This window comes from Leisingera sp. ANG-M7 (assembly GCF_000813965.1).
In the GTDB taxonomy this organism is placed as follows: Bacteria; Pseudomonadota; Alphaproteobacteria; order Rhodobacterales; family Rhodobacteraceae; genus Leisingera.
Genome location: NZ_JWLI01000017.1, coordinates 152,519 through 171,014, shown reverse-complemented (window position 1 = coordinate 171,014; position 18,496 = coordinate 152,519). Strand labels below are relative to the sequence as shown.

The following is an 18,496-nucleotide window of genomic DNA, read 5'->3' as shown; positions in this document are numbered from 1 at the left end:
CGCTCATTCGACCTGCGTCTAGCACATCTTCAGGCGATTGTCCTTTCCGAAAGGGTGTATTCTTAACAAAAGCCCTGCACACCCTTTGTGGAGTTCCCCGCATGACCGCTCAAACCAAGCTGCGCTACCGGATCGACGCCGGCACTTATGCCGATCAAACCGTGATGCGCGACCAGCTGATGGCCCAGGCCGCCCTCACCGATGCTGACCGCAAAAAAATCTGCGCCAACGCCGCCGCGCTGGTGCGTGATATCCGCGGCCATTCAGCACCGGGCCTGATGGAAGTGTTCCTGGCCGAATACGGCCTGTCCACCGATGAGGGCGTTGCGCTGATGTGCCTGGCCGAAGCGCTGCTGCGGGTGCCGGATGCGGACACCATCGACGCGCTGATCGAGGATAAGATTGCACCGTCGGATTGGGGCAAGCACCTGGGAAAATCGACCTCCTCGCTGGTCAACGCCTCGACCTGGGCCCTGATGCTGACCGGCAAGGTGCTGGACGAGGAGCGCAGCCCGATCGGTGCGCTGCGCGGCGCCATCAAGCGCCTGGGCGAACCGGTGATCCGCACCGCCGTCAGCCGCGCGATGAAGGAAATGGGGCGCCAGTTCGTGCTGGGCGAAACCATTGAAAGCGCGATGAACAGAGCCGCCGGGATGGAGGCCAAGGGCTACACCTATTCCTACGATATGCTGGGCGAGGCCGCCCGCACCGAGGCTGACGCGTCGCGCTATCACCTGGCCTATTCCAAGGCGATTTCCGCCATTGCGGCTGCCTGCAACAGCGACGATATCCGCAGGAACCCCGGCATCTCTGTCAAGCTGTCGGCGCTGCACCCGCGCTATGAGCTGGCGCATGAGCACAGCGTGATGGAAGCGCTAGTGCCGCGCCTGAAGGCGCTGGCGCTGCTGGCGAAGGCGGCCAAGATGGGCCTGAATGTCGATGCCGAAGAAGCAGACCGCCTGTCGCTGTCGCTGGAAGTGATCGAGGCCGTGGTCTCTGACCCGGCGCTGGCGGGCTGGGACGGTTTTGGCGTGGTGGTGCAGGCCTATGGCCCCCGCACTGGGCTGGCGATTGATGCGCTGCACGAAATGGCCGAGAAATACGACCGCCGCTTTATGGTGCGGCTGGTCAAGGGCGCCTATTGGGACACCGAGATCAAGCGCGCCCAGGTCGAGGGAGTGGACGGCTTCCCGGTCTTCACCTCCAAGCCGCTGACCGATGTGTCCTATATCTCCAACGCCCGCAAGCTGCTGGGCATGACGGACCGGATATATCCGCAGTTCGCCACCCACAACGCCCACACCGTCGCTGCAATCCTGCATATGGCCGAAGGCGTCGGCAATGAGCGGTATGAGTTCCAGCGTTTGCATGGCATGGGTGAGACCCTGCACCAGATGGTGCTGGAGCAGAACAAGACCAACTGCCGGATCTACGCGCCCGTCGGCGCCCACCGCGACCTCTTGGCCTATCTGGTACGCCGGCTGCTGGAAAACGGCGCCAACTCCTCCTTTGTGAACCAAATCGTCGATGACAACGTGCCGCCCGAAGTTGTCGCCGCGGACCCGTTTGAAGCCATCGCAGATGTGACCCGCAAGATCCCGACCGGGCCGGAGCTGTACGCGCCGGAACGCCCGAACTCCAAAGGGTTCGATCTGGGCCACGCGCCAACCCTGGCCAGGATCGAAGAGGCCCGCGCCCCCTGGCGCAGCCACCAGTGGCAGGCCGCGCCGCTGCTGGCGGGCGATGCCCAGCCGGAAGACGCCAAGGATGTGACCAGCCCCACCGACCAGAGCGTCGTTGGCACCGTTGCCCAGTGCAGCCCCGAGGATATCGAACTGGCGCTGGCGTTGGCAGACCCTTGGGATGTACCGGCAGCAGAACGTTCTGCAGCTTTAAACAAGGCCGCCGACCTTTATGAAGAGAACTTTGGCGAGTTGTTTGCCATCCTCGCCCGTGAGGCCGGCAAGACCATCCCGGATGCGGTTGCCGAACTGCGCGAGGCGGTGGATTTCCTGCGATACTACGCGGCCCGCAATTCCGATGCGCCGCCCGCAGGCATCTTCTCCTGCATCTCGCCCTGGAACTTCCCGCTGGCCATCTTCACCGGCCAGGTCTCAGCCGCATTGGCCGCGGGCAACGCCGTGCTGGCCAAACCCGCCGACCAGACGCCGCTGATTGCCCACCGTGCCGTGCAGCTGATGCATGAAGCAGGTGTGCCGCGCAGCGCCCTGCAGCTTGTGCCTGGCCGCGGCAGCGTGGTTGGCGCTGCCATCACCTCTGATCCGCGCGTTAATGGCGTGGCCTTCACCGGCTCCACTGCCACCGCCCTGCGCATCCGCAAGGCAATGGCCGACAACCTGCAGCCGGGCGCGCCGCTGATTGCGGAAACCGGCGGGCTGAATGCGATGATCGTCGACTCCACCGCGCTGCCGGAGCAGGCGGTACAGGCAGTGATCGAAAGCGCCTTCCAGTCGGCGGGCCAGCGCTGCTCAGCGCTGCGCTGCCTGTATCTGCAGGACGACATTGCCGACAACGTGCTGAAGATGCTGAAAGGCGCGATGGATTGCCTGCAACTTGATGACCCCTGGCACCTGTCCACCGACAGCGGTCCGGTGATCGACGAAGGCGCCCGCGCTGGCATTCTGGCCCATGTCGGCAAGGCCCGCGCCGAGGGCCGGGTGCTGAAGGAAATGCGCGCGCCGCAGGGCGGCACCTTTGTTGCGCCCACAATGATTGAAGTTTCCGGCATCAGCGATCTGAAGGAAGAAATCTTTGGCCCGGTCCTGCATGTGGCGCGGTTCAAGTCGCAGCAGCTGGATCAGGTGATTTCCGACATCAATGCTACCGGCTATGGCCTCACCTTCGGGCTTCACACCCGGATCGACGACCGGGTGCAGCATGTCTGCGACCGGGTGCATGCGGGCAACATCTATGTGAACCGCAACCAGATCGGCGCCATCGTCGGCAGCCAGCCGTTCGGCGGCGAGGGCCTGTCGGGCACCGGCCCCAAGGCAGGCGGCCCGCTCTACCTCAGCCGCTTCTGCGCGCCGGACCGCCAGTCCAGCGCCGGCGGCTGGGAGCAGAGCATCACCGACCTGAAGTCCCCGAGCGGCGTGCCTAGCCAGCCGGTCACCACCTCCCTGCCCGGCCCGACCGGGGAATCAAACCGCTTGACCGTCTCTGCCCGGCCGCCGCTGCTGTGCATGGGTCCAGGAGCTGAGGCTGCGGCAGCGCAGGCCAAGGAGGTGATCAGCCTCGGCGGCACTGCAATTGAGGCGCACGGCCTTCTGGATCTCAGCCAGTTGGAGAGCATCCAAGGCATTTCAGGTGTTCTATGGTGGGGCGACGAAGCGACCGGCCGCGACATCGAGCAGAGCCTTGCCAAGCGCGAGGGCGCAATTGTGCCGCTGATCCCGGGCAAGCCTGACCGCGCCCGCGTGCTGGCCGAGCGCCACGTCTGCGTCGACACGACTGCTTCGGGTGGCAACGCGCAGCTCTTGGGCGGCATGGCCTGAGCTTTCCTTGCTAAGCACTTGACGCTGGGCCGTTTCCGGCCCAGCGTTCCCCCATGTTTCCGATCCGCGACCACAACCCGTCCGGCAGCAGGCCATACATTGTCTATGCGCTGATCGCCGCGAATATCCTGGCCTATATCTACTACTCCGCCAGCTACGCCTCGCCCCGCGCGCTGGCGTATTTCTATGACGCCTACGCGGTGGTGCCTGCCGAGATCAGCCACGGCTACGGGTATGAGACGCTGTTCACCTCCCTGTTCATCCACGGCGGACTGATGCACCTGGGCGGCAACATGCTGTTCCTGTGGATCTTCGGCGACAACCTGGAGGAGGAAATGGGCCACCTGCCCTTTCTGCTGTTCTACCTCCTCAGCGGGTTTGGCGCAGGGTTGATCCATGTGCTGTCCGCACCGGGTTCCATGGTGCCCACCATAGGTGCCTCCGGCGCAATTGCAGGCGTGATGGGCGGCTACCTCCTGATGTACCCCAAGGCGCGCGTCGATATCCTGCTGGTGCTGATCGTGTATTTCCGCATCTTCACCATCCCCGCCTTTGTCATGCTCGGCGTGTGGCTGGCGATGCAGTTCTTTGGCGGCCTCGGCTCTGATCCAGACCAGGGCGGCGTCGCCTACTGGGCCCATGCCGGCGGCTTTGCGGTAGGGCTGGTCCTGTGCCTGCCGCTGTGGCTGCGCCGAGGCGGCCCTGCATTCTGGGACCAGACACACGGGACGCCTCCGCATCCGGAAAACGAGTATGAGTATTCCGCCAGCCGCATCCCGAAACTGCCGCGAAAGAAGCGTAATTCGGGGCCGTGGGGGAAATGAAGCGCCCCCTCAGTCCGGTTTTCGTTTGCAGGAAGAAAGTATCAAGACGGCCTGCGGAACCATGGGAACAGGCTACTGATTAACACGCAGGCCGCCACCCCGACGGGCATCGGGGTCAGGTAATGGTAGGTCTGCTCCCGAGAGGTTTACGGGGAATTATCGAAGGTTTTACTCAAAATTTGCCAAGCATGAGGAATAGCCGTGACACTTTTGAAAGCCACCTGCCACTGCGGCGCCGTTGAAATCGAGGCGAAGTTTCCTGAGGGCCTCGCCTCTGCCGCGCGCTGCGACTGTTCCTTTTGCCTGCGGCGCGGGGCTGCTGCCGTTACGGCCCTGACCGCCAGCCTAAAGGTGCTGAAAGGGGCAGAAAATCTCAACCTCTACACCTGGGGCACCCATACGGCGAAACACTACTTTTGCAGGACTTGCGGCATTTACACCCACCATCAGCGCCGGTCCGATCCCGAGGAATGCGGCGTCAACCTGGGCTGTATCGAGGGCGCCAATCCGCGGGCGCACCCGGAAACCTACGGCGAGATCCCCTGGAACGACGGGGTGAACCATCCGTCAGATAAAAAGTGATAGACCGCCTAGCCGTTTGGCCGAACGCTGCCTTCAAAGTATTACTAGACCCGCTCAAATCAAAAAACGCGGCTCAATGGCCGCGTTTCGTAGTCTCAGATTTCCGGGCGAAATCAGCCGCGGATCACCTTGGCGAAGTTCTCGAAGATCGGCTCGTTCGAGCAAACCACCGAGCCGCCGTCGATGATGCCCGCTTCCGGGTCGATCGCCTCGGCCAGGCCGCCAGCCTCTTTCACGATGATGATGCCTGCGGCCAGATCCCAAGCGTTCAGGCGGCGTTCCCAGAAACCCTCGTAGCGGCCGGCGGCCACATAAGCCATGTCCAGCGCGGCGGAGCCCCAGCGGCGCACACCGGCGCAGGCGGGCATCAGGCGGGCCAAGTCCTGCAGGGTCAGCGGCAGGTCGGCGCGGCCGCCAAACGGCACGCCGGTGGCAAAAATGGACTCGATCATCCGGTGACGGCCTGAGACGCGGATGCGGGTGTCGTTCATCCAGGCGCCGGCGCCCTTCTCGGCAAAGAACATCTCGTCCTTGGCGGCGTCATAGACCACGCCGGCAACGATCTTGCCCTTATGCTCCAGCGCGATGGAAATCGCCCAGTGCGGCAGCCCGTGCAGGAAGTTGGTAGTGCCATCCAGCGGGTCGACAATCCAGCGGCGGGTGGGGTCTTCCCCCTCAATCTCGCCGCCCTCTTCGGCGATCCAGCCATAGGTCGGGCGGGCATTGCGCAGCTCTTCCTTGATGATCTTCTCGGCGGCGATGTCGGCCTTGGAGACAAAGTCACCCGCGCCTTTCATCGACACCTGCAGGTTCTCCACCTCGCGGAAGTCTTTCACCAGGGAACGGCCTGCCTTGCGGGCGGCCTTGATCATCACATTGAGGTTTGCGCTGCCAATCATGTCTGCAGAATCCTGTCACGTCGGGGAGATGCCGGGTCAATGCGTGCCTATACGCGCCCTGCCGCGGAATGCCAAGGGGTTAAGCCGGAAACTGCTGATCCAGCCTGACGCCGCGGCGCGGGGCACGGAGGCGGTTGAATTCCGCCGCCACCGCACCCAGACTTTGCTGCAAACAGAACAAGGAGTGCCCCCATGCCCGACCAGATGCAGCGTATCGTTCTCGCCAGCCGCCCCGAAGGTGAGGCCAGCGAGGAAAACTTCCACCTGGAGACTGCGGCCCTACCCCAGCCTGGCAATGGAGAAGTGGTTGTTAAGGTTCACTATATGTCGCTTGACCCCTATATGCGCGGGCGCATGAATGCCGGCAAATCCTATGCCCCGCCAGTGGAAATCGGAGAGACCATGACTGCGGGCGGCGTCGGTGAGGTGATTGCCTCGGGGCACCCCGATTTCCAGCCCGGCGACTTTGCCTTGGGAATGTTCGGCTGGGCCAGCCACGCCTGCGCCAAAGCCTCTGAATTGCGCAAGCTGGATCCGGATTTGGCACCGCTCACCACCGCGCTTGGCGTTCTAGGCATGCCGGGGTTTACCGCATGGCATGGCTTGGATGCCTATGGCCGCCCGCAGGCAGGCGAAACACTGGTGGTTGCCGCCGCGACTGGCCCGGTCGGCTCAATGGTCGGCCAGCTTGCCAAGCAGAAGGGCCTGCGCGTTGTCGGCATCGCGGGCGGCGCGGACAAATGCAAGCTGGCGGTAGATACCTTCGGCTTTGACGCCTGCCTCGACCACCACGCCTATGACAGTGCCGAAGCGCTGAATGAGGCGCTGGCGGCGGAATGCCCGGACGGTATCGACATCTACTATGAAAACGTCGGCGGAAAGGTTCTGGAGGCGGTGCTGCCACTGATGAACAACTTTGGCCGCATACCGGTCTGCGGCATGATCGCCTGGTACAACAGCGCCGAGACGGATCTGACGGCCCCGGCCATCTGGCGCGCGGTGCTGACAAAGTTCCTGTCGGTCAATGGCTTCATCATCTTCAACCACTACGACCGCTACCCGGCCTTCCTGCAGGAAGTGGCCCCCAAGATCGCCAGCGGCGAGATCAAGTACCTGGAGGATATTGCCGAAGGTCTGGAGGACGCCCCCAAGACCTTCCTGGCGATGCTGCACGGCGGCAATACCGGCAAGCAGATCGTCAAGCTGGTTTGAACCGGGCCCTGGCGCCCGCCGGATCACGCAACCGCGCGGAGCGGGCACAGGCGTCGGAACGGCGCAGGCCGCTCCGCGCCACCGCAGGCGGCAGTATCTATTGATGCTGCAGCTTGCGCGCCTCGACCTTGGCCAGGCGGATCAGCTCCTGCATGAAGGGCTTCCCGCGGTCCTCCGTTCGGATCGCCGCATAAAGGCTGCGGGTGATGCCGGATTTAGTCAGCGGCCGGGTCACATAGTCGGAGGAGTATTTCACCTCCCGCACCACCCAGTCCGGCAGCACGGAAACCCCGCGGTTGGAAGCAACCAGCAGCAGGATCACCGCCGTCAGCTCCACCTGCCGGATCGAGGCAGGCTCCACCCCGGCTGGGATCAGCAGCTGGCTGAAAACATCCAGCCGGACCTTGTCCACCGGGTAGGTGATCAGATTCTGGCCGATGAAATCCTCTGCCTCCACATAGGCATTCGCAGCCAGCGGATGCTGCGCCGAAGCGACAAAGACAGGGTTGTAGTCAAACAGCTCGATGAACTCGACGCCGTTGATGTCCTCCGGATCGGAGGAAACGACCAGATCCACCTCCTCCTTCAGCAGCGCGGGCAATGCGTCAAACGCAAGGCCCGGGCGGATGTCCACATCCACATCGCCCCAGTTCTTGCGGAACCCCTCCAGCACCGGAAACAGCCATTCAAAACAGGCATGGCATTCGATGGCGATGTGCATCCGGCCTGTGTTGCCGTCGCGCAGAGAGGAGAATTCTGCTTGCGCCGCTTCAACTTGCGGCAGGACCTGCTCTGCCAGCCGCAGCAGCCGCAGGCCTGCCGGTGACAGCTTCATCGGCTTGGAGCGGCGGATGAACAGCTCGACGCCGGCCTGTTCCTCCAGCCCCTTCACTTGGTGGCTCAGCGCACTTTGGGTGATGTTCAGCTGCTCGGCAGCGCGGGCCAGACCGCCAGCCTCATGGATGGCCTTGATGGTGCGGAGATGGCGGAATTCGATATGCATCCTATCAGATCGCTCATGTTAATCTTGAGTATTATGAAATTGTCTCACATTGCTGCGCATGCAACAAGAGGTGACATCAACCTAGTGAGAGACCTGAGATGACGACGCCCAAGATTTCCTTTGAATTCTTCCCGCCGCAAAATCTCGAAGCCTCCTTCCGGCTTTGGGACACCGTGCAGGTCCTCTCTCCGATGGGCCCGCGTTTTGTTTCCGTTACCTATGGCGCTGGCGGCACTACCCGCACCCTGACCCGCGACGCGGTTGCCACGCTGCACAATTCCTCCGGTCTGAATGTGGCGGCGCACCTAACTTGCGTGAATGCATCAAAGGCGGAAACGCTTGAGATCGCAGACCAGTTTGCCGAGGCAGGCGTGACCGAGATCGTGGCGCTGCGCGGTGACCCGCCCAAAGGCGAAGGCAAGTTCACCCCGCACCCCGAAGGCTTTGCCAATTCGGTTGAGTTGATTGAAGGGCTGAAGGCGCGCGGAAATTTCAGTATCAAGGTCGGCGCCTACCCGGACCGCCACCCGGACGCAGCCGATCAGGCCGCGGATGTGGAATGGCTGAAGCGCAAACTGGATGCCGGCGCCGATGAGGCGCTGACACAGTTCTTCTTCGAGGCTGAGACCTTCTTCCGCTTCCGCGACGCCTGCGAGAAGGCCGGAATCGACGGCACCAAGCTGACTCCCGGCATCCTGCCGATCGAGAACTGGAAAGGCGCCCGCAATTTCGCCAAGCGCTGCGGCACTGTCATTCCCGATTGGGTCGAGAATGCCTTTGACAAGGCGCTGCGGGACGGACGCGAGGAACTGCTGGCGACTGTGATTTGCACCGAGCTGTGCTCTGACCTCCTGGAAGGCGGCGTGGACAAGCTGCACTTCTACACGCTGAACAGGCCGGAGCTAACCCGCGACGTTTGCTTTGCTCTGGGTGTCACCCCCAAGGTGTCACTCCAGAACGTGGCGTAAGCGTTGCGCAAAACGGCACGCGGTTTCTAATGGCCGGGATTTCCCGCCAAGGACCCGCGCGCCATGTTCTATGCCAAACAACCCTCTGACCTGCTGACAATTGATCAGATATCCCGGATTTCGGGGCTGGATTTCATGCGGGGGATCCTGGAAGGCCGCCTGCCCGGCCCGCCGATTGCCGAAACCCTGGGCTATCATCTGCACAGTGTCGAGGACGGCCAGGTGGTGTTCCGCGGCACGCCTGAGTTTCATGTTTGCAATCCGATGGGCACCGTTCATGGCGGCTGGTACGGAACACTGCTGGACAGCGCAATGGCCTGTGCAGTGATGACCAAGGTGCCGCTGGGCGCCGTCTACACAACGCTGGAATACAAGATCAATATTCTGCGGCCGATCCCGCTGGGCACCACCATCAACTGCACTGGCAGCATCGACCATGTGGGCCGCTCCACCGGCGTGGCACATGGCGAAATCCGCGGGCTGGAGGACGGCAAGCTCTACGCAACCGGCTCCACCACCTGCATTGTGATGCAAATCGCCCCGCAGTAACTATTGCAGCGCCGCCTGCAGCCTTGCCTGCTGCGGATTCCCACTTAAGTATCTGCAAGCAGATCAGAAACCGCAGAAAGGCTGGCCATGCCGCCAAACCGCCTCGCTTGTGCCGCGACCGCCCGCATTCAGGTTCTGGCGCCCGCCAAGGAGCTTGATTTCCTCGACACGCAGTCGCTGGTATTGCCGGTTCCAGTGACGCCGCTGGAAGCCTGGAACATCATGCACCAGCGACCACTGCCCGGCATGAAACTGGCCTTTCGGCTGCGCGACGCCATCTCAACTCTGTTCGGGGTCAGACGGATCGGCGGGTTTTCCGGTCGGCAGGGTCAGGATGTTTCGGCCGGGGACAAGCTGGATTTCTTTCTGGTAGAAGCAGTCTCGGATCAGGTCCTGACTCTTACCGTGCGGGACCGGCATCTGGATGTCATGACCTGCGTGACCAGCAACAGCGGCGTGCTGAGCATCACATCCTCCGTAAAGACCCACAACTTGTTCGGCCGCATCTACATGCTGCCTGTCCGCCCAGCGCACAAACTGATTGTGTCAGTTTCCTTGAAGCGGCTGGGACGAGAACTGGCGCAGCGCCAAGCTGCCGTCCGGTAGCGCCACAGCCTCACCGGACTTGCCAAATCTGCCGCTGCTGTCCGGCCGCGGCCCGCTGCAATCAGGTCTTGGAAAACTTGGCCAGCCAACCGCCCGCGGCGGACGCTTTCTGCCTGCCTGCACCGACGCTGCTGTGCAAACGTTCGCTGGCGTCCAGACCAACCCGGCGGCGGCTGCGCAAGAGGAAGATCTTGCCCCAGCCCTGCCAGGTGCCGACAGAGGGCGCCTGAGGATCGACCGAGAACCGCATCCGCCAGTCCAGCGGCAGCGGCAGACCGCGTTCCTCGGCTTTCTCCAGCATCCAGATCAGTGACACATTGGCCAGCGGCCGCGCGTCCTCATAACCGCCCAGCTGACCTCCGACATCGCCATGGGCACCGCGGAACCAGACCTGTTCCACATGGCCGTTCCAGCCCTTGGGGCAATCCCAAAGCACCGGCCTGAACACGTCGCGCGTCTCATCCAGAGCCAAAGCGTGATAGCCGCTCTTGATATGCGGACCCAGCGTGTGGTTGTGGAAGTTGTGCTGCCGTTCCGCCCAGCGCCACAAGAGCGGCAGCCGCAGGCCCAGCGCCTTGACGGTATCCCAGACTCCCACCATCTCGATCTCGACCGCGTCGTGGCAATGGGCGGCGGTAAAGGCAGCACCGGAATTGGAGCGCCCGTTCAGCCGGTAGTGACGGTAGGCCGTGCGGATGTGGCGGACGGTGGCATGTTCGGGTTTCAACAAGCCGATCCGGTCAATCACACCGGCCAGAGAGCGCACGGCATAGGCACCGCGGGAATAGCCGAACAGATAGATCCGGTCGCCGGGACGGTAGCGGGAGGCAAGATAGCCGTAGGCACGGCGGATCTGCCGGTTAATACCGCGCCCCATCATCACGTCGGGGGCGCTGCCCCATCCCTTCCACTGGACACCGGATTCATAGAAGACCGACACTTGGCCGCCCATTTCCTGGCACAGCCGGTACAGCTGACCTGCGTGGGTTTCATGGCCCGCCTCCAGCGTCGACATGGTGCCATCCAGGATGATCACATGGGCATGCGGCCCGCGCAGCTTGGTCTCGCCGGAATGCTCCGAGCGCAGCGGCCGTCCAAGCCACCCTAAAACCCTCTTACTCAGCTGCTTCAGAAACATCCCTAAGCACTTCCCAAATCCTCAGCGGGGTGAACGGCATGTCCACTTGCCGCACGCCGCGGTCCCAGACCGCGTCCTGCACCGCATTTGCAACTGCTGCCAGCGCACCGACGGTGCCCGCCTCGCCGCAGCCTTTCATCCCCATCGGGTTCTGTGTCGAAGGCACCGGCTCGGAGGTAAAACCAATCATGGGGACGCCGCTGGCCCGCGGCAAGGCATAGTCCATGAACGAAGCCGTGAGCAATTGCCCGTCCTCATCGTAGACAACCCGCTCCAACATGGCCTGTCCCAGCCCCTGCGCCACCCCGCCATGCACTTGGCCTTCGGCCAGCATCGGGTTGATCAGATTACCGAAATCGTCCACTACAGTGTAGCGCTCCACGTCGGCTTGCCCAGTCTCCGGATCAATAACAATTTCGGCAATATGCGCGCCGTTCGGAAACGAGCGTCCCGGCAGCCGAACCCGCGCCGCGTGACGCTGCAGATCGGTGCGGCCTTGCGCGCGGGCCATCTCTGCCGCCTCCAGCATGGTGGGGGTCAGGTTGGATCCCGGCGCCCGGAAGGTATCGCCGTCAAACTTCACGGCATCCTCTTCCACGCCCATCTCTTCCGCCAGGAAAGGGGTAAAGGCGGCAATCATCCTTTCCACCGCCGCCAGCGTCGCGTTGGCCTGGGTGGTGACAGAACGCGAGCCCCCCGTGCCGCCGCCCTTCGCGATGCGGTCGCTGTCGCCCTGGATCACCTGGATGCTTTCCGCCGGAATTCCGCTCTGGTCGGCAAGGAATTGGGCATAGACGGTCTCATGTCCCTGGCCGTTGCTTTGCGTGCCGACATAGATGTTCACCCGGCCATCCTCCAGAAACTCCACTTCCGCGCCTTCTGAAGGATCGCCCAAAATGCTTTCGATATAGTAACAGACCCCGACGCCCCGGTACTTGCCGCGTTTACCATTTTCGGCGCGGCGGGCGGCGAATCCCTTCAGGTCCGCCTCCTCGGCGGCGCGGGTCAGCACTTTGTCGAAATCACCCACGTCATAGGTCTCCCCGGTCACGGTGCCATAGGGAAACGCCGCAGGCTTGATGAAGTTCCGCCGCCGCAGCTCCAGAGGATCCATACCCAGTTCGCGCGCGGCGCGGTCCATCACCCGTTCCAGCACATAGATCGCCTCAGGCCGCCCGGCGCCGCGGCAGGCGTCCACCTGAGTGGTGTTGGTATAGATCCCCTCCACCTGCAACCAGGCGGTCTGGATGTCATAGACACCTGCCAGCACCCGGCTGAACAGCTGGGTCTGGATCGGCTGCCCGAAATGGGAGTTGTAGGCGCCGAGGTTGCAGCGGGTGCTGACCCGGTATGCGGTGATCTTCAGGTTTTCGTCAAAAGCCAGTTCCGCCAGCGAGGTCAGATCGCGGCCGCCGTTGTCGCTCAGCATGGCCTCAGACCGGTCTGACATCCAGAACACCGGGCGGCTCAGCACCGTGGCGGCGTGGGCCACTGCAAAGTATTCGGGGTAGGCAAAGGCCTTCATCCCGAAACCGCCGCCGACATCCGGCGTGGTGACCTTGATGTCATCTTCATTGAGCCCCAGCTTGGAAGCCAGCTGGGACTTCATCCCCCAAACCCCCTGACCGCCAAAGGTGAAATGCAGCCGCCCCTGCTGCCATTCGGCGAAGCAGCCGCGCGGCTCCATGGTGCTGACCATGATCCGGTTGTCCTCGACCTGGAGGGCAACGGTATGGGCGGCAGTGCGAAAGGCCTCCGCCGTGGCCGCCTCATCCCCCATGCCCCAGTCAAAGGCCTTGTTATCGGGTACGCTGCCGTGCAGGGCCTCGCCGCCCGGGTGAAGGTCCAGCTTGACCGGCAGGTCGTCGATCTCCAGTTCGATCAGTTCACCCGCATCACGGGCCTGGTCCAGCGTTTCAGCCACGACAACGGCCACCGGCTCCCCGACATAGCGGACCTTGCTACGGGCCAGCATCGGGCGTTCCGGCGAAGCGCCGTCCGTGCCATCCCGGTTTTTCACCGTGGTGCCATCCATAGAGACGTTGATGCCCGCGGCCTCAAGATCCGCCAGGGTGATCACCGCATGGACTCCCTCAGCCTCCAGCGCGTCCTCGGTATGCAGGGCCGTAATTATCCCATGCGCCACCGGGCTGCGCAGCACCCAGGCGCGCAGGGCACCCGCCGGGGCGGCGTCTTCGATATAATTTCCCTGCCCGGTCAGGAATCTGACATCCTCGACCCGTTTTACCGGCTGGCTTTTCCCGAATTTGTCCATGCTCGCCCCCTGTCCGCGCTGACTGGCTGTCCGGGGGCGAGAGTACCCTTAGCTGGCCGGTTGTCCAGCCAGCTCAATCACCGTCGCCACGTCAGACAGGCCGTAGCCGTTGAACTGCGTGCTCATGGCAGAGGAATAGGCGCCAAGCCCCGGAAACAGGACATAGTCGCCGGTGGCGGCATCGCAAGGCAGCGGCAGCCCGTCCGGCAGCCTGTCCAGGCTGTCGCAAGTGGGGCCGAACACCACCCGCGGCTTGCGGTCGCCCGCGCGGTGTTTGCCGTCAGAGCCGACGACCTCGACCCGGCCCGGCAGGCCCATGTCGCGGATATCAACCAGCCCGCCGTAGATGCCATCGTTGAGAAAGACCACCTCGCCTGCTTTGCGCATTCCCTTGATCCGCGCCGCCAGGGTGAAGCTTTCGGAAACCATTGCCCGGCCCGGTTCGCAAATCAGCTTGGGCTTGCCTGCGCCAAAGGCTGCATCCGCAGCCTCTCCGATCGCGGCAAAGACCTTCTCCAGATCCGGTGCCACGCCATCGCGATTGGCGGCGAACCCGCCGCCGACGTTCAGCCGGGTGATCTGCACGCCTGCCTCGTCAATGATCCGCTTGGCGGCGTGGACATATTCGACCCAGGCGCTTTCATCCTCGCATTGGGTGCCGGGATGAAAACACAGCGCCGGGGTCCAGCCGCGGGCGGCAACCTGCTTCAGCAGTTCGACGGCCTCCTCGGGGGCAGCACCGAACTTGCTGCCGAAATCATAGACCGCGCCTGCAACCGGCAGCGCGAAACGCACTGCGATTTCACAGGAGCGCGGCACCGCGTCCAGCTTCTCCAGCTCGCTCAGCTCATCCACCGACCAGCTGGCGACGCCGTGCTCAATGCCTGCTGCAACCTCTGCCTCCGAACGCATCGGGTTGTTGTAATGCATGACTGCGTCGGGGCTGGCTGCGCGCACCGCCTCCATCTCCGCAGGTGAGGCCACGTCAAAGGCGGTGATCCCCGCCGCTACCAGATTGGACAGCACCGCGGGATGCGGGTTTGCTTTGACCGCGTAGGTTACCAGACCCGGAAAGCCTGCCCGGAACCTCCGCGCCACCTCATGCAAGACACGCGGCGAGAAATACAGGATCGGATGATCCGGCGCGCTGCGGGCAAGGTGGGACTCAGGCGAAAGCCAAAGCGGAGGAATCTGCTGCATCGGGTAACCCTCATTCGTTTTACATATTTTGCGAGAAATGATCGTCGATTCCGGCCGGCACATTTACTATAGTGACGAAATCAACCGTCATATCGCAGGTGCATTATGCAATCCGACGAAACAGATCAGCGCCTTGTCACCCTGCTGCGGGAGAACGCCCGTCGCCCGGTGGCTGAACTCGCCCGCCACCTGAGCCTGGCCCGCACCACAGTTCAGGCGCGGATCGAGCGGCTGGAAGCCACCGGTGTCATCACCGGCTACACGCTCAAGACCTCTGCGGCTGCCCGTCCGCCGCTGCAGGCCACGGTGCTGATGTCGATTGAGCCGCGGTCAGGACCGGAGGTACTGGCCCGCCTGCGCAACCTACCCGGTGTTGAGGTGGTGCACACGACCTCCGGCCGGTTTGACTTGCTGGCACAAGTGGTCGCCCAAAGCACGGCTGAACTCGATGAAACCATTGACAGCATCGCCGAGGCCCGCGGCGTGCGTTCCTCCGAAAGCCTTATCCACCTGGCCACAAAGCTGGACCGGACCGGGCAGTAGCGGTCAAACGGAGCGGACGTAGTCCAGCAGCCAGTCGCGGAACAACCTTGCCACTGGCCGCATGGCGCCGCGGTCAGGATAGATCAGGTGATAGGCCTCCTGCCCCGGTACGGAAACCTCGGGCAAACACGGAACCAGCCCTGCAGCTTTTATTGCAGCATCAGATGCTGGTGCCCGGGCCAGCGCAATACCGACTCCCTGTGCCGCCAGTTCCGCCGCCATCAGCGAATTGTCGGCAAAGAAGTAGCGCGCCTGCCCAGGAGGCAGCCGCAAGTGCTCAAACAGCTGTACCCAGCTGGCCCGGTGGGTGGAGACTTCGATTAGAGGGAATTGAAACAGATCCTGCGGCGACTGGATCTGTGCGGCAGTCTCTGGCGGGGCGGCCGGAAACAGCACCTCTCGCAGCAGTTCGTCGCTGTCGGTGCCAAACAGTGCAGGATTACCGAAAACAATCTGCAAGTCGGTGAACCGGTTAGCAAAATCCGCCGCCATGTTTCCTGTGCTAAGGGCCAGGTTTACCTGTGGATGCGCCGCCTGAAAGCCCGGCAACCCGCATGCCAGCACCCCATGCGCAAACAGCAGCACCGACTGCACAAACAGCCGCTGCTCGCGGCTTTCCCCGAACAGCCCGGTGGTGGCGGTTTCCAGCATCAACAGCGACTGCTGGACCGAGGGCAGATAGGCCCGCCCTGCCTCTGTCAGCGTCACCGCATGGGCATGCCGGTGAAACAGCGGCGTGCCCAGTTGCGTCTCCAGCGCCTTTACTTGCTGGCTGACAGCCGCAGCTGACATGTTCAGCTGCGCCGCCGCGCGGGCAAAGCTTTCAGTGCGCGCCGCGGCCTCGAACACGCGCAGCCAGTTCAGGGAGGGAATTCGGGTCGCCATGTGCGCAGGCTAAGCAAAACTTATCCTCACTAGCAAGACATACCGTTCTGGGATTTTCCGCCCCTCCCCTAGGGTTCATGGCAGCGAACAGACCCCGCGGCGGCAGCCGCTCCACTAGCGAGATGAGAGACGAGACATGACAGGTCCCGCCAACGCGCCGCGCCCCAAGCGCAAGATTTGGAACTTCACCCCCGCGCTTCCGATCCAGACCTCCCCCTATTGGGATTGGCCTTTGAGGCCGCTGGCCTCGATCAAATACCTGCTGCAGAGCTGGAACCCGCTGGCCCTGCGGGCGCTCTTGTTGGTCTTTGCCATCATCACCTGGACCTTCTTCACCCCCTCATTGGACCGCATCGCCACGCTCAGCTGGGACTGGGTGGCTGAAATCTGGTTCCGCAACTTCTGTATCCTGATGGTGGTGGCCGGCGGGCTGCATCTGGCGCTTTGGAAGTACCGCACCCAAGCGGATGAGTACCGCTATGACATGCGCCCGATGATGAAGGGCGCAAAGGTCTTCACCTTCAAGAACCAGGTCTGGGACAACATGTTCTGGACCCTTGGCCCGGCACTCACCTTCTGGACCTTCTGGGAGAGCCTGATCCTTTACGCCTATGCCAACGGCTGGGTCACCATGATCACGCTTGAGGAAGATCCCGTCACTTTCGTTCTGATGACCATCTTCATCCCCATATGGGCGGGCTTTCACTTCTACTGGCTGCACCGGCTGCTGCATGTGGGTGTGCTCTATAACAAGGTGCATGCCTGGCATCACCGCAACATCAACACCGGTCCCTGGTCCGGCCTCGCGATGCACCCGGTCGAAAGCTTCTTCCTGATGTTCGACACGATGATCTTCTTCCTGCTGCCGGGGCATCCGGTGCTGGCGATCTTCCTGCTGTTCCACCACGGCATCGGCGCCCCAACCTCGCACGCAGGGTTCGAACACCTGAAGCTTGGCAATAACACCAAATTCCTGGTCGGCGACTTCTTCCACCAGCTGCACCACCGGTTCTTCGACTGCAACTACGGTACATGGGAGACGCCCTGGGACGAGTGGTTCAACACCTTCCACGACGGCACCGATGAGGGCAACGAAATGGTAAAGGAGCGCCGCCGCAAGATCTGGGCTGCCGAGTAACAGGCATCACGGAATACCCTGCCGGGCCGCTTTGGCCCGGTTTTCCCATTTGAGAAACAGGCAGAACCCATGAAAAACATCTATACTTTCGGCCGCCGCCCGGCGCGGCGCAACTACACAGTCAAGGATCTGATCGACCTCAAGAAAACCGGAGAGCGCCTGACCATGTGCAACCCGGCCAATGAGGCGGAAATCCAGGCCTGCGTCGATGCGGGTATTGACCTGCTTACCCTGTGGGACGTGCACTTGGCCATGGCGCGTGAAATCGCCCCCACCCATTTTGCAGGCACCGCGATGAATTGGGGCCAGTTCGCCACCAATGACGAGATCATGCGCCACGCCATCCAATGCATGGAAAACGGTGCGGATATGTACTTCACCAACCGCTCCTATGACGTTGTGGAAATGCTGGCCAAAGAAAGCATCCCGGTGCAGGTGCACATGGGGCTGGTGCCATCGCTCAGCCACTGGTGCGGCGGATTGCGCGCCTTCGGCCGCACAGCGGAGGAAGCGATGCAGATCCATGAAACCTTCAAGCGCTACGAGAATGCCGGCGCCTTTGCATGCGAGATTGAATGTGTGGCGGAGGAAACGCTGCGGTTGCTCAATGACCGCACTTCAATAGTCACCATCTCCCTCGGCTCCGGCAATGCGGGCGATGTGGTCTTTCTGTTCATGGCCGACATCTGTGGCGAAGCGGATAACCCGCCGCGCCACGCCCATGCCTTCCGTGACCTGGGCCGGCTTCACAGGCAAATGTACCAGGAACGGGTGGAGGCATTGCAGGAGTTCCAGTCAGAGGTACGCGCCCGGAACTTCCCCTACAAGGCGCAAGCGATCTCCATGCACGAGGGTGAATTGGAAAAACTGCACGAGGCACTGGACAAAATTTGACGTCCGCTGCACGAACAGCACCGGGCGCCCCTTTGCACAGTATAAAATCGTGCGCCCGGCCCGTACCGCGGAATGCGCGTCAGCAGGGGCCGGGCGTCTTTGGGTGCGGCGCCGGACTCCGGCGCCTGAAACTCAGCGCACCCGGCGGAACCGCGAGGTGCATCGTGCAGGTAAAACGCCACCACCTGCCGTTGGTTCCCAAAAACCTGCCGTTAGCACTCGAAAATATGTGCCTGCCAAAGCGCGAGCGTTCCTCCTGCCAGCC

16 protein-coding genes are annotated in these 18,496 nt (G+C 62.7%); 10 read left to right on the top strand and 6 right to left on the bottom strand.

Features of this window, described 5'->3' with window-relative positions:
• The first annotated feature begins 101 nt into the window (after positions 1-101).
• The 3 genes from putA (at position 102) to RA26_RS18830 (ending at position 4,921) form a co-directional block, all read left to right on the top strand.
• A complete protein-coding gene (gene putA, locus RA26_RS18840) occupies positions 102-3,515 on the top strand; it encodes a bifunctional proline dehydrogenase/L-glutamate gamma-semialdehyde dehydrogenase PutA (protein ID WP_039186368.1) in 3,414 nt (1,137 codons plus the stop codon).
• A 53-nt stretch (positions 3,516-3,568) separates the two neighbouring features.
• Complete coding sequence (locus RA26_RS18835) at positions 3,569-4,339, top strand: rhomboid family intramembrane serine protease (protein ID WP_039186366.1); 771 nt, start codon at positions 3,569-3,571, stop codon at positions 4,337-4,339.
• 210 nt (positions 4,340-4,549) lie between these two features.
• Positions 4,550-4,921, top strand: coding sequence for a GFA family protein (locus RA26_RS18830; protein WP_039186364.1), 372 nt, complete (start codon positions 4,550-4,552; stop codon positions 4,919-4,921).
• A gap of 113 nt (positions 4,922-5,034) precedes the next feature.
• Here the strand turns inward: RA26_RS18830 and RA26_RS18825 are convergent, their stop codons facing one another.
• Positions 5,035-5,820 carry an inositol monophosphatase family protein gene (locus RA26_RS18825; RefSeq protein ID WP_039186363.1) on the bottom strand — a complete coding sequence of 262 codons (786 nt, stop codon included), beginning with the start codon at positions 5,818-5,820 and terminating at the stop codon, positions 5,035-5,037.
• A gap of 192 nt (positions 5,821-6,012) precedes the next feature.
• Here RA26_RS18825 and RA26_RS18820 point away from each other — a divergent pair, with 192 nt between their 5' ends.
• Entirely contained in the window at positions 6,013-7,032 is a 1,020-nt protein-coding gene (locus RA26_RS18820) for an NADP-dependent oxidoreductase (RefSeq protein ID WP_039186361.1), read from the top strand.
• A 97-nt stretch (positions 7,033-7,129) separates the two neighbouring features.
• On the opposite strand, the gene RA26_RS18815 is transcribed toward RA26_RS18820, so the two are convergent.
• Positions 7,130-8,035 carry a LysR family transcriptional regulator gene (locus RA26_RS18815; RefSeq protein ID WP_039186360.1) on the bottom strand — a complete coding sequence of 302 codons (906 nt, stop codon included), beginning with the start codon at positions 8,033-8,035 and terminating at the stop codon, positions 7,130-7,132.
• Between the two features lie 98 nt (positions 8,036-8,133).
• Between RA26_RS18815 and metF the strand changes: the two genes are divergently transcribed.
• From metF to RA26_RS18800, 3 genes are all read left to right on the top strand, one after another.
• Positions 8,134-9,003 (top strand): methylenetetrahydrofolate reductase [NAD(P)H], encoded by an 870-nt coding sequence (gene metF / locus RA26_RS18810; RefSeq protein ID WP_039186359.1) that lies wholly within the window; start codon positions 8,134-8,136, stop codon positions 9,001-9,003.
• Positions 9,004-9,066: 63 nt separating this feature from the next.
• Entirely contained in the window at positions 9,067-9,552 is a 486-nt protein-coding gene (locus RA26_RS18805; RefSeq protein ID WP_039186357.1) for a PaaI family thioesterase, read from the top strand.
• A gap of 87 nt (positions 9,553-9,639) precedes the next feature.
• Positions 9,640-10,158 (top strand): DUF2867 domain-containing protein, encoded by a 519-nt coding sequence (locus RA26_RS18800; RefSeq protein ID WP_052272489.1) that lies wholly within the window; start codon positions 9,640-9,642, stop codon positions 10,156-10,158.
• A 61-nt stretch (positions 10,159-10,219) separates the two neighbouring features.
• On the opposite strand, the gene RA26_RS18795 is transcribed toward RA26_RS18800, so the two are convergent.
• Genes RA26_RS18795 through RA26_RS18785 form a run of 3 tightly spaced genes read right to left on the bottom strand, consistent with a single transcriptional unit; the run spans position 10,220 to position 14,771 of the window.
• The gene (locus RA26_RS18795) at positions 10,220-11,296 is read right to left on the bottom strand and encodes a DUF2235 domain-containing protein (RefSeq protein ID WP_039186355.1); all 1,077 of its coding nucleotides are present in this window, start codon (positions 11,294-11,296) and stop codon (positions 10,220-10,222) included.
• Positions 11,274-13,571, bottom strand: coding sequence for a xanthine dehydrogenase family protein molybdopterin-binding subunit (locus RA26_RS18790; protein ID WP_039186353.1), 2,298 nt, complete (start codon positions 13,569-13,571; stop codon positions 11,274-11,276). The genes RA26_RS18795 and RA26_RS18790 overlap by 23 nt, the downstream gene beginning before the upstream one ends.
• A gap of 48 nt (positions 13,572-13,619) precedes the next feature.
• On the bottom strand, positions 13,620-14,771 hold the full coding sequence (locus RA26_RS18785; RefSeq protein WP_039186350.1) for a type III PLP-dependent enzyme: 1,152 nt from the start codon (positions 14,769-14,771) through the stop codon (positions 13,620-13,622).
• Positions 14,772-14,876: 105 nt separating this feature from the next.
• On the opposite strand from RA26_RS18785, the gene RA26_RS18780 reads away from it, so the two are divergent.
• Positions 14,877-15,314, top strand: a complete 438-nt coding sequence (locus RA26_RS18780) for an Lrp/AsnC family transcriptional regulator (RefSeq protein WP_039186347.1) — start codon at positions 14,877-14,879, stop codon at positions 15,312-15,314.
• 3 nt (positions 15,315-15,317) lie between these two features.
• Here the strand turns inward: RA26_RS18780 and RA26_RS18775 are convergent, their stop codons facing one another.
• Positions 15,318-16,199 (bottom strand): LysR family transcriptional regulator, encoded by an 882-nt coding sequence (locus tag RA26_RS18775; protein ID WP_039186344.1) that lies wholly within the window; start codon positions 16,197-16,199, stop codon positions 15,318-15,320.
• A 136-nt stretch (positions 16,200-16,335) separates the two neighbouring features.
• On the opposite strand from RA26_RS18775, the gene RA26_RS18770 reads away from it, so the two are divergent.
• Both RA26_RS18770 and RA26_RS18765 read left to right on the top strand, forming a co-directional pair.
• Positions 16,336-17,337 (top strand): sterol desaturase family protein, encoded by a 1,002-nt coding sequence (locus RA26_RS18770; RefSeq protein WP_039186340.1) that lies wholly within the window; start codon positions 16,336-16,338, stop codon positions 17,335-17,337.
• A gap of 69 nt (positions 17,338-17,406) precedes the next feature.
• A complete protein-coding gene (locus RA26_RS18765; protein WP_039186338.1) occupies positions 17,407-18,231 on the top strand; it encodes a 3-methyl-2-oxobutanoate hydroxymethyltransferase in 825 nt (274 codons plus the stop codon).
• Positions 18,232-18,496: the final 265 nt, after the last annotated feature.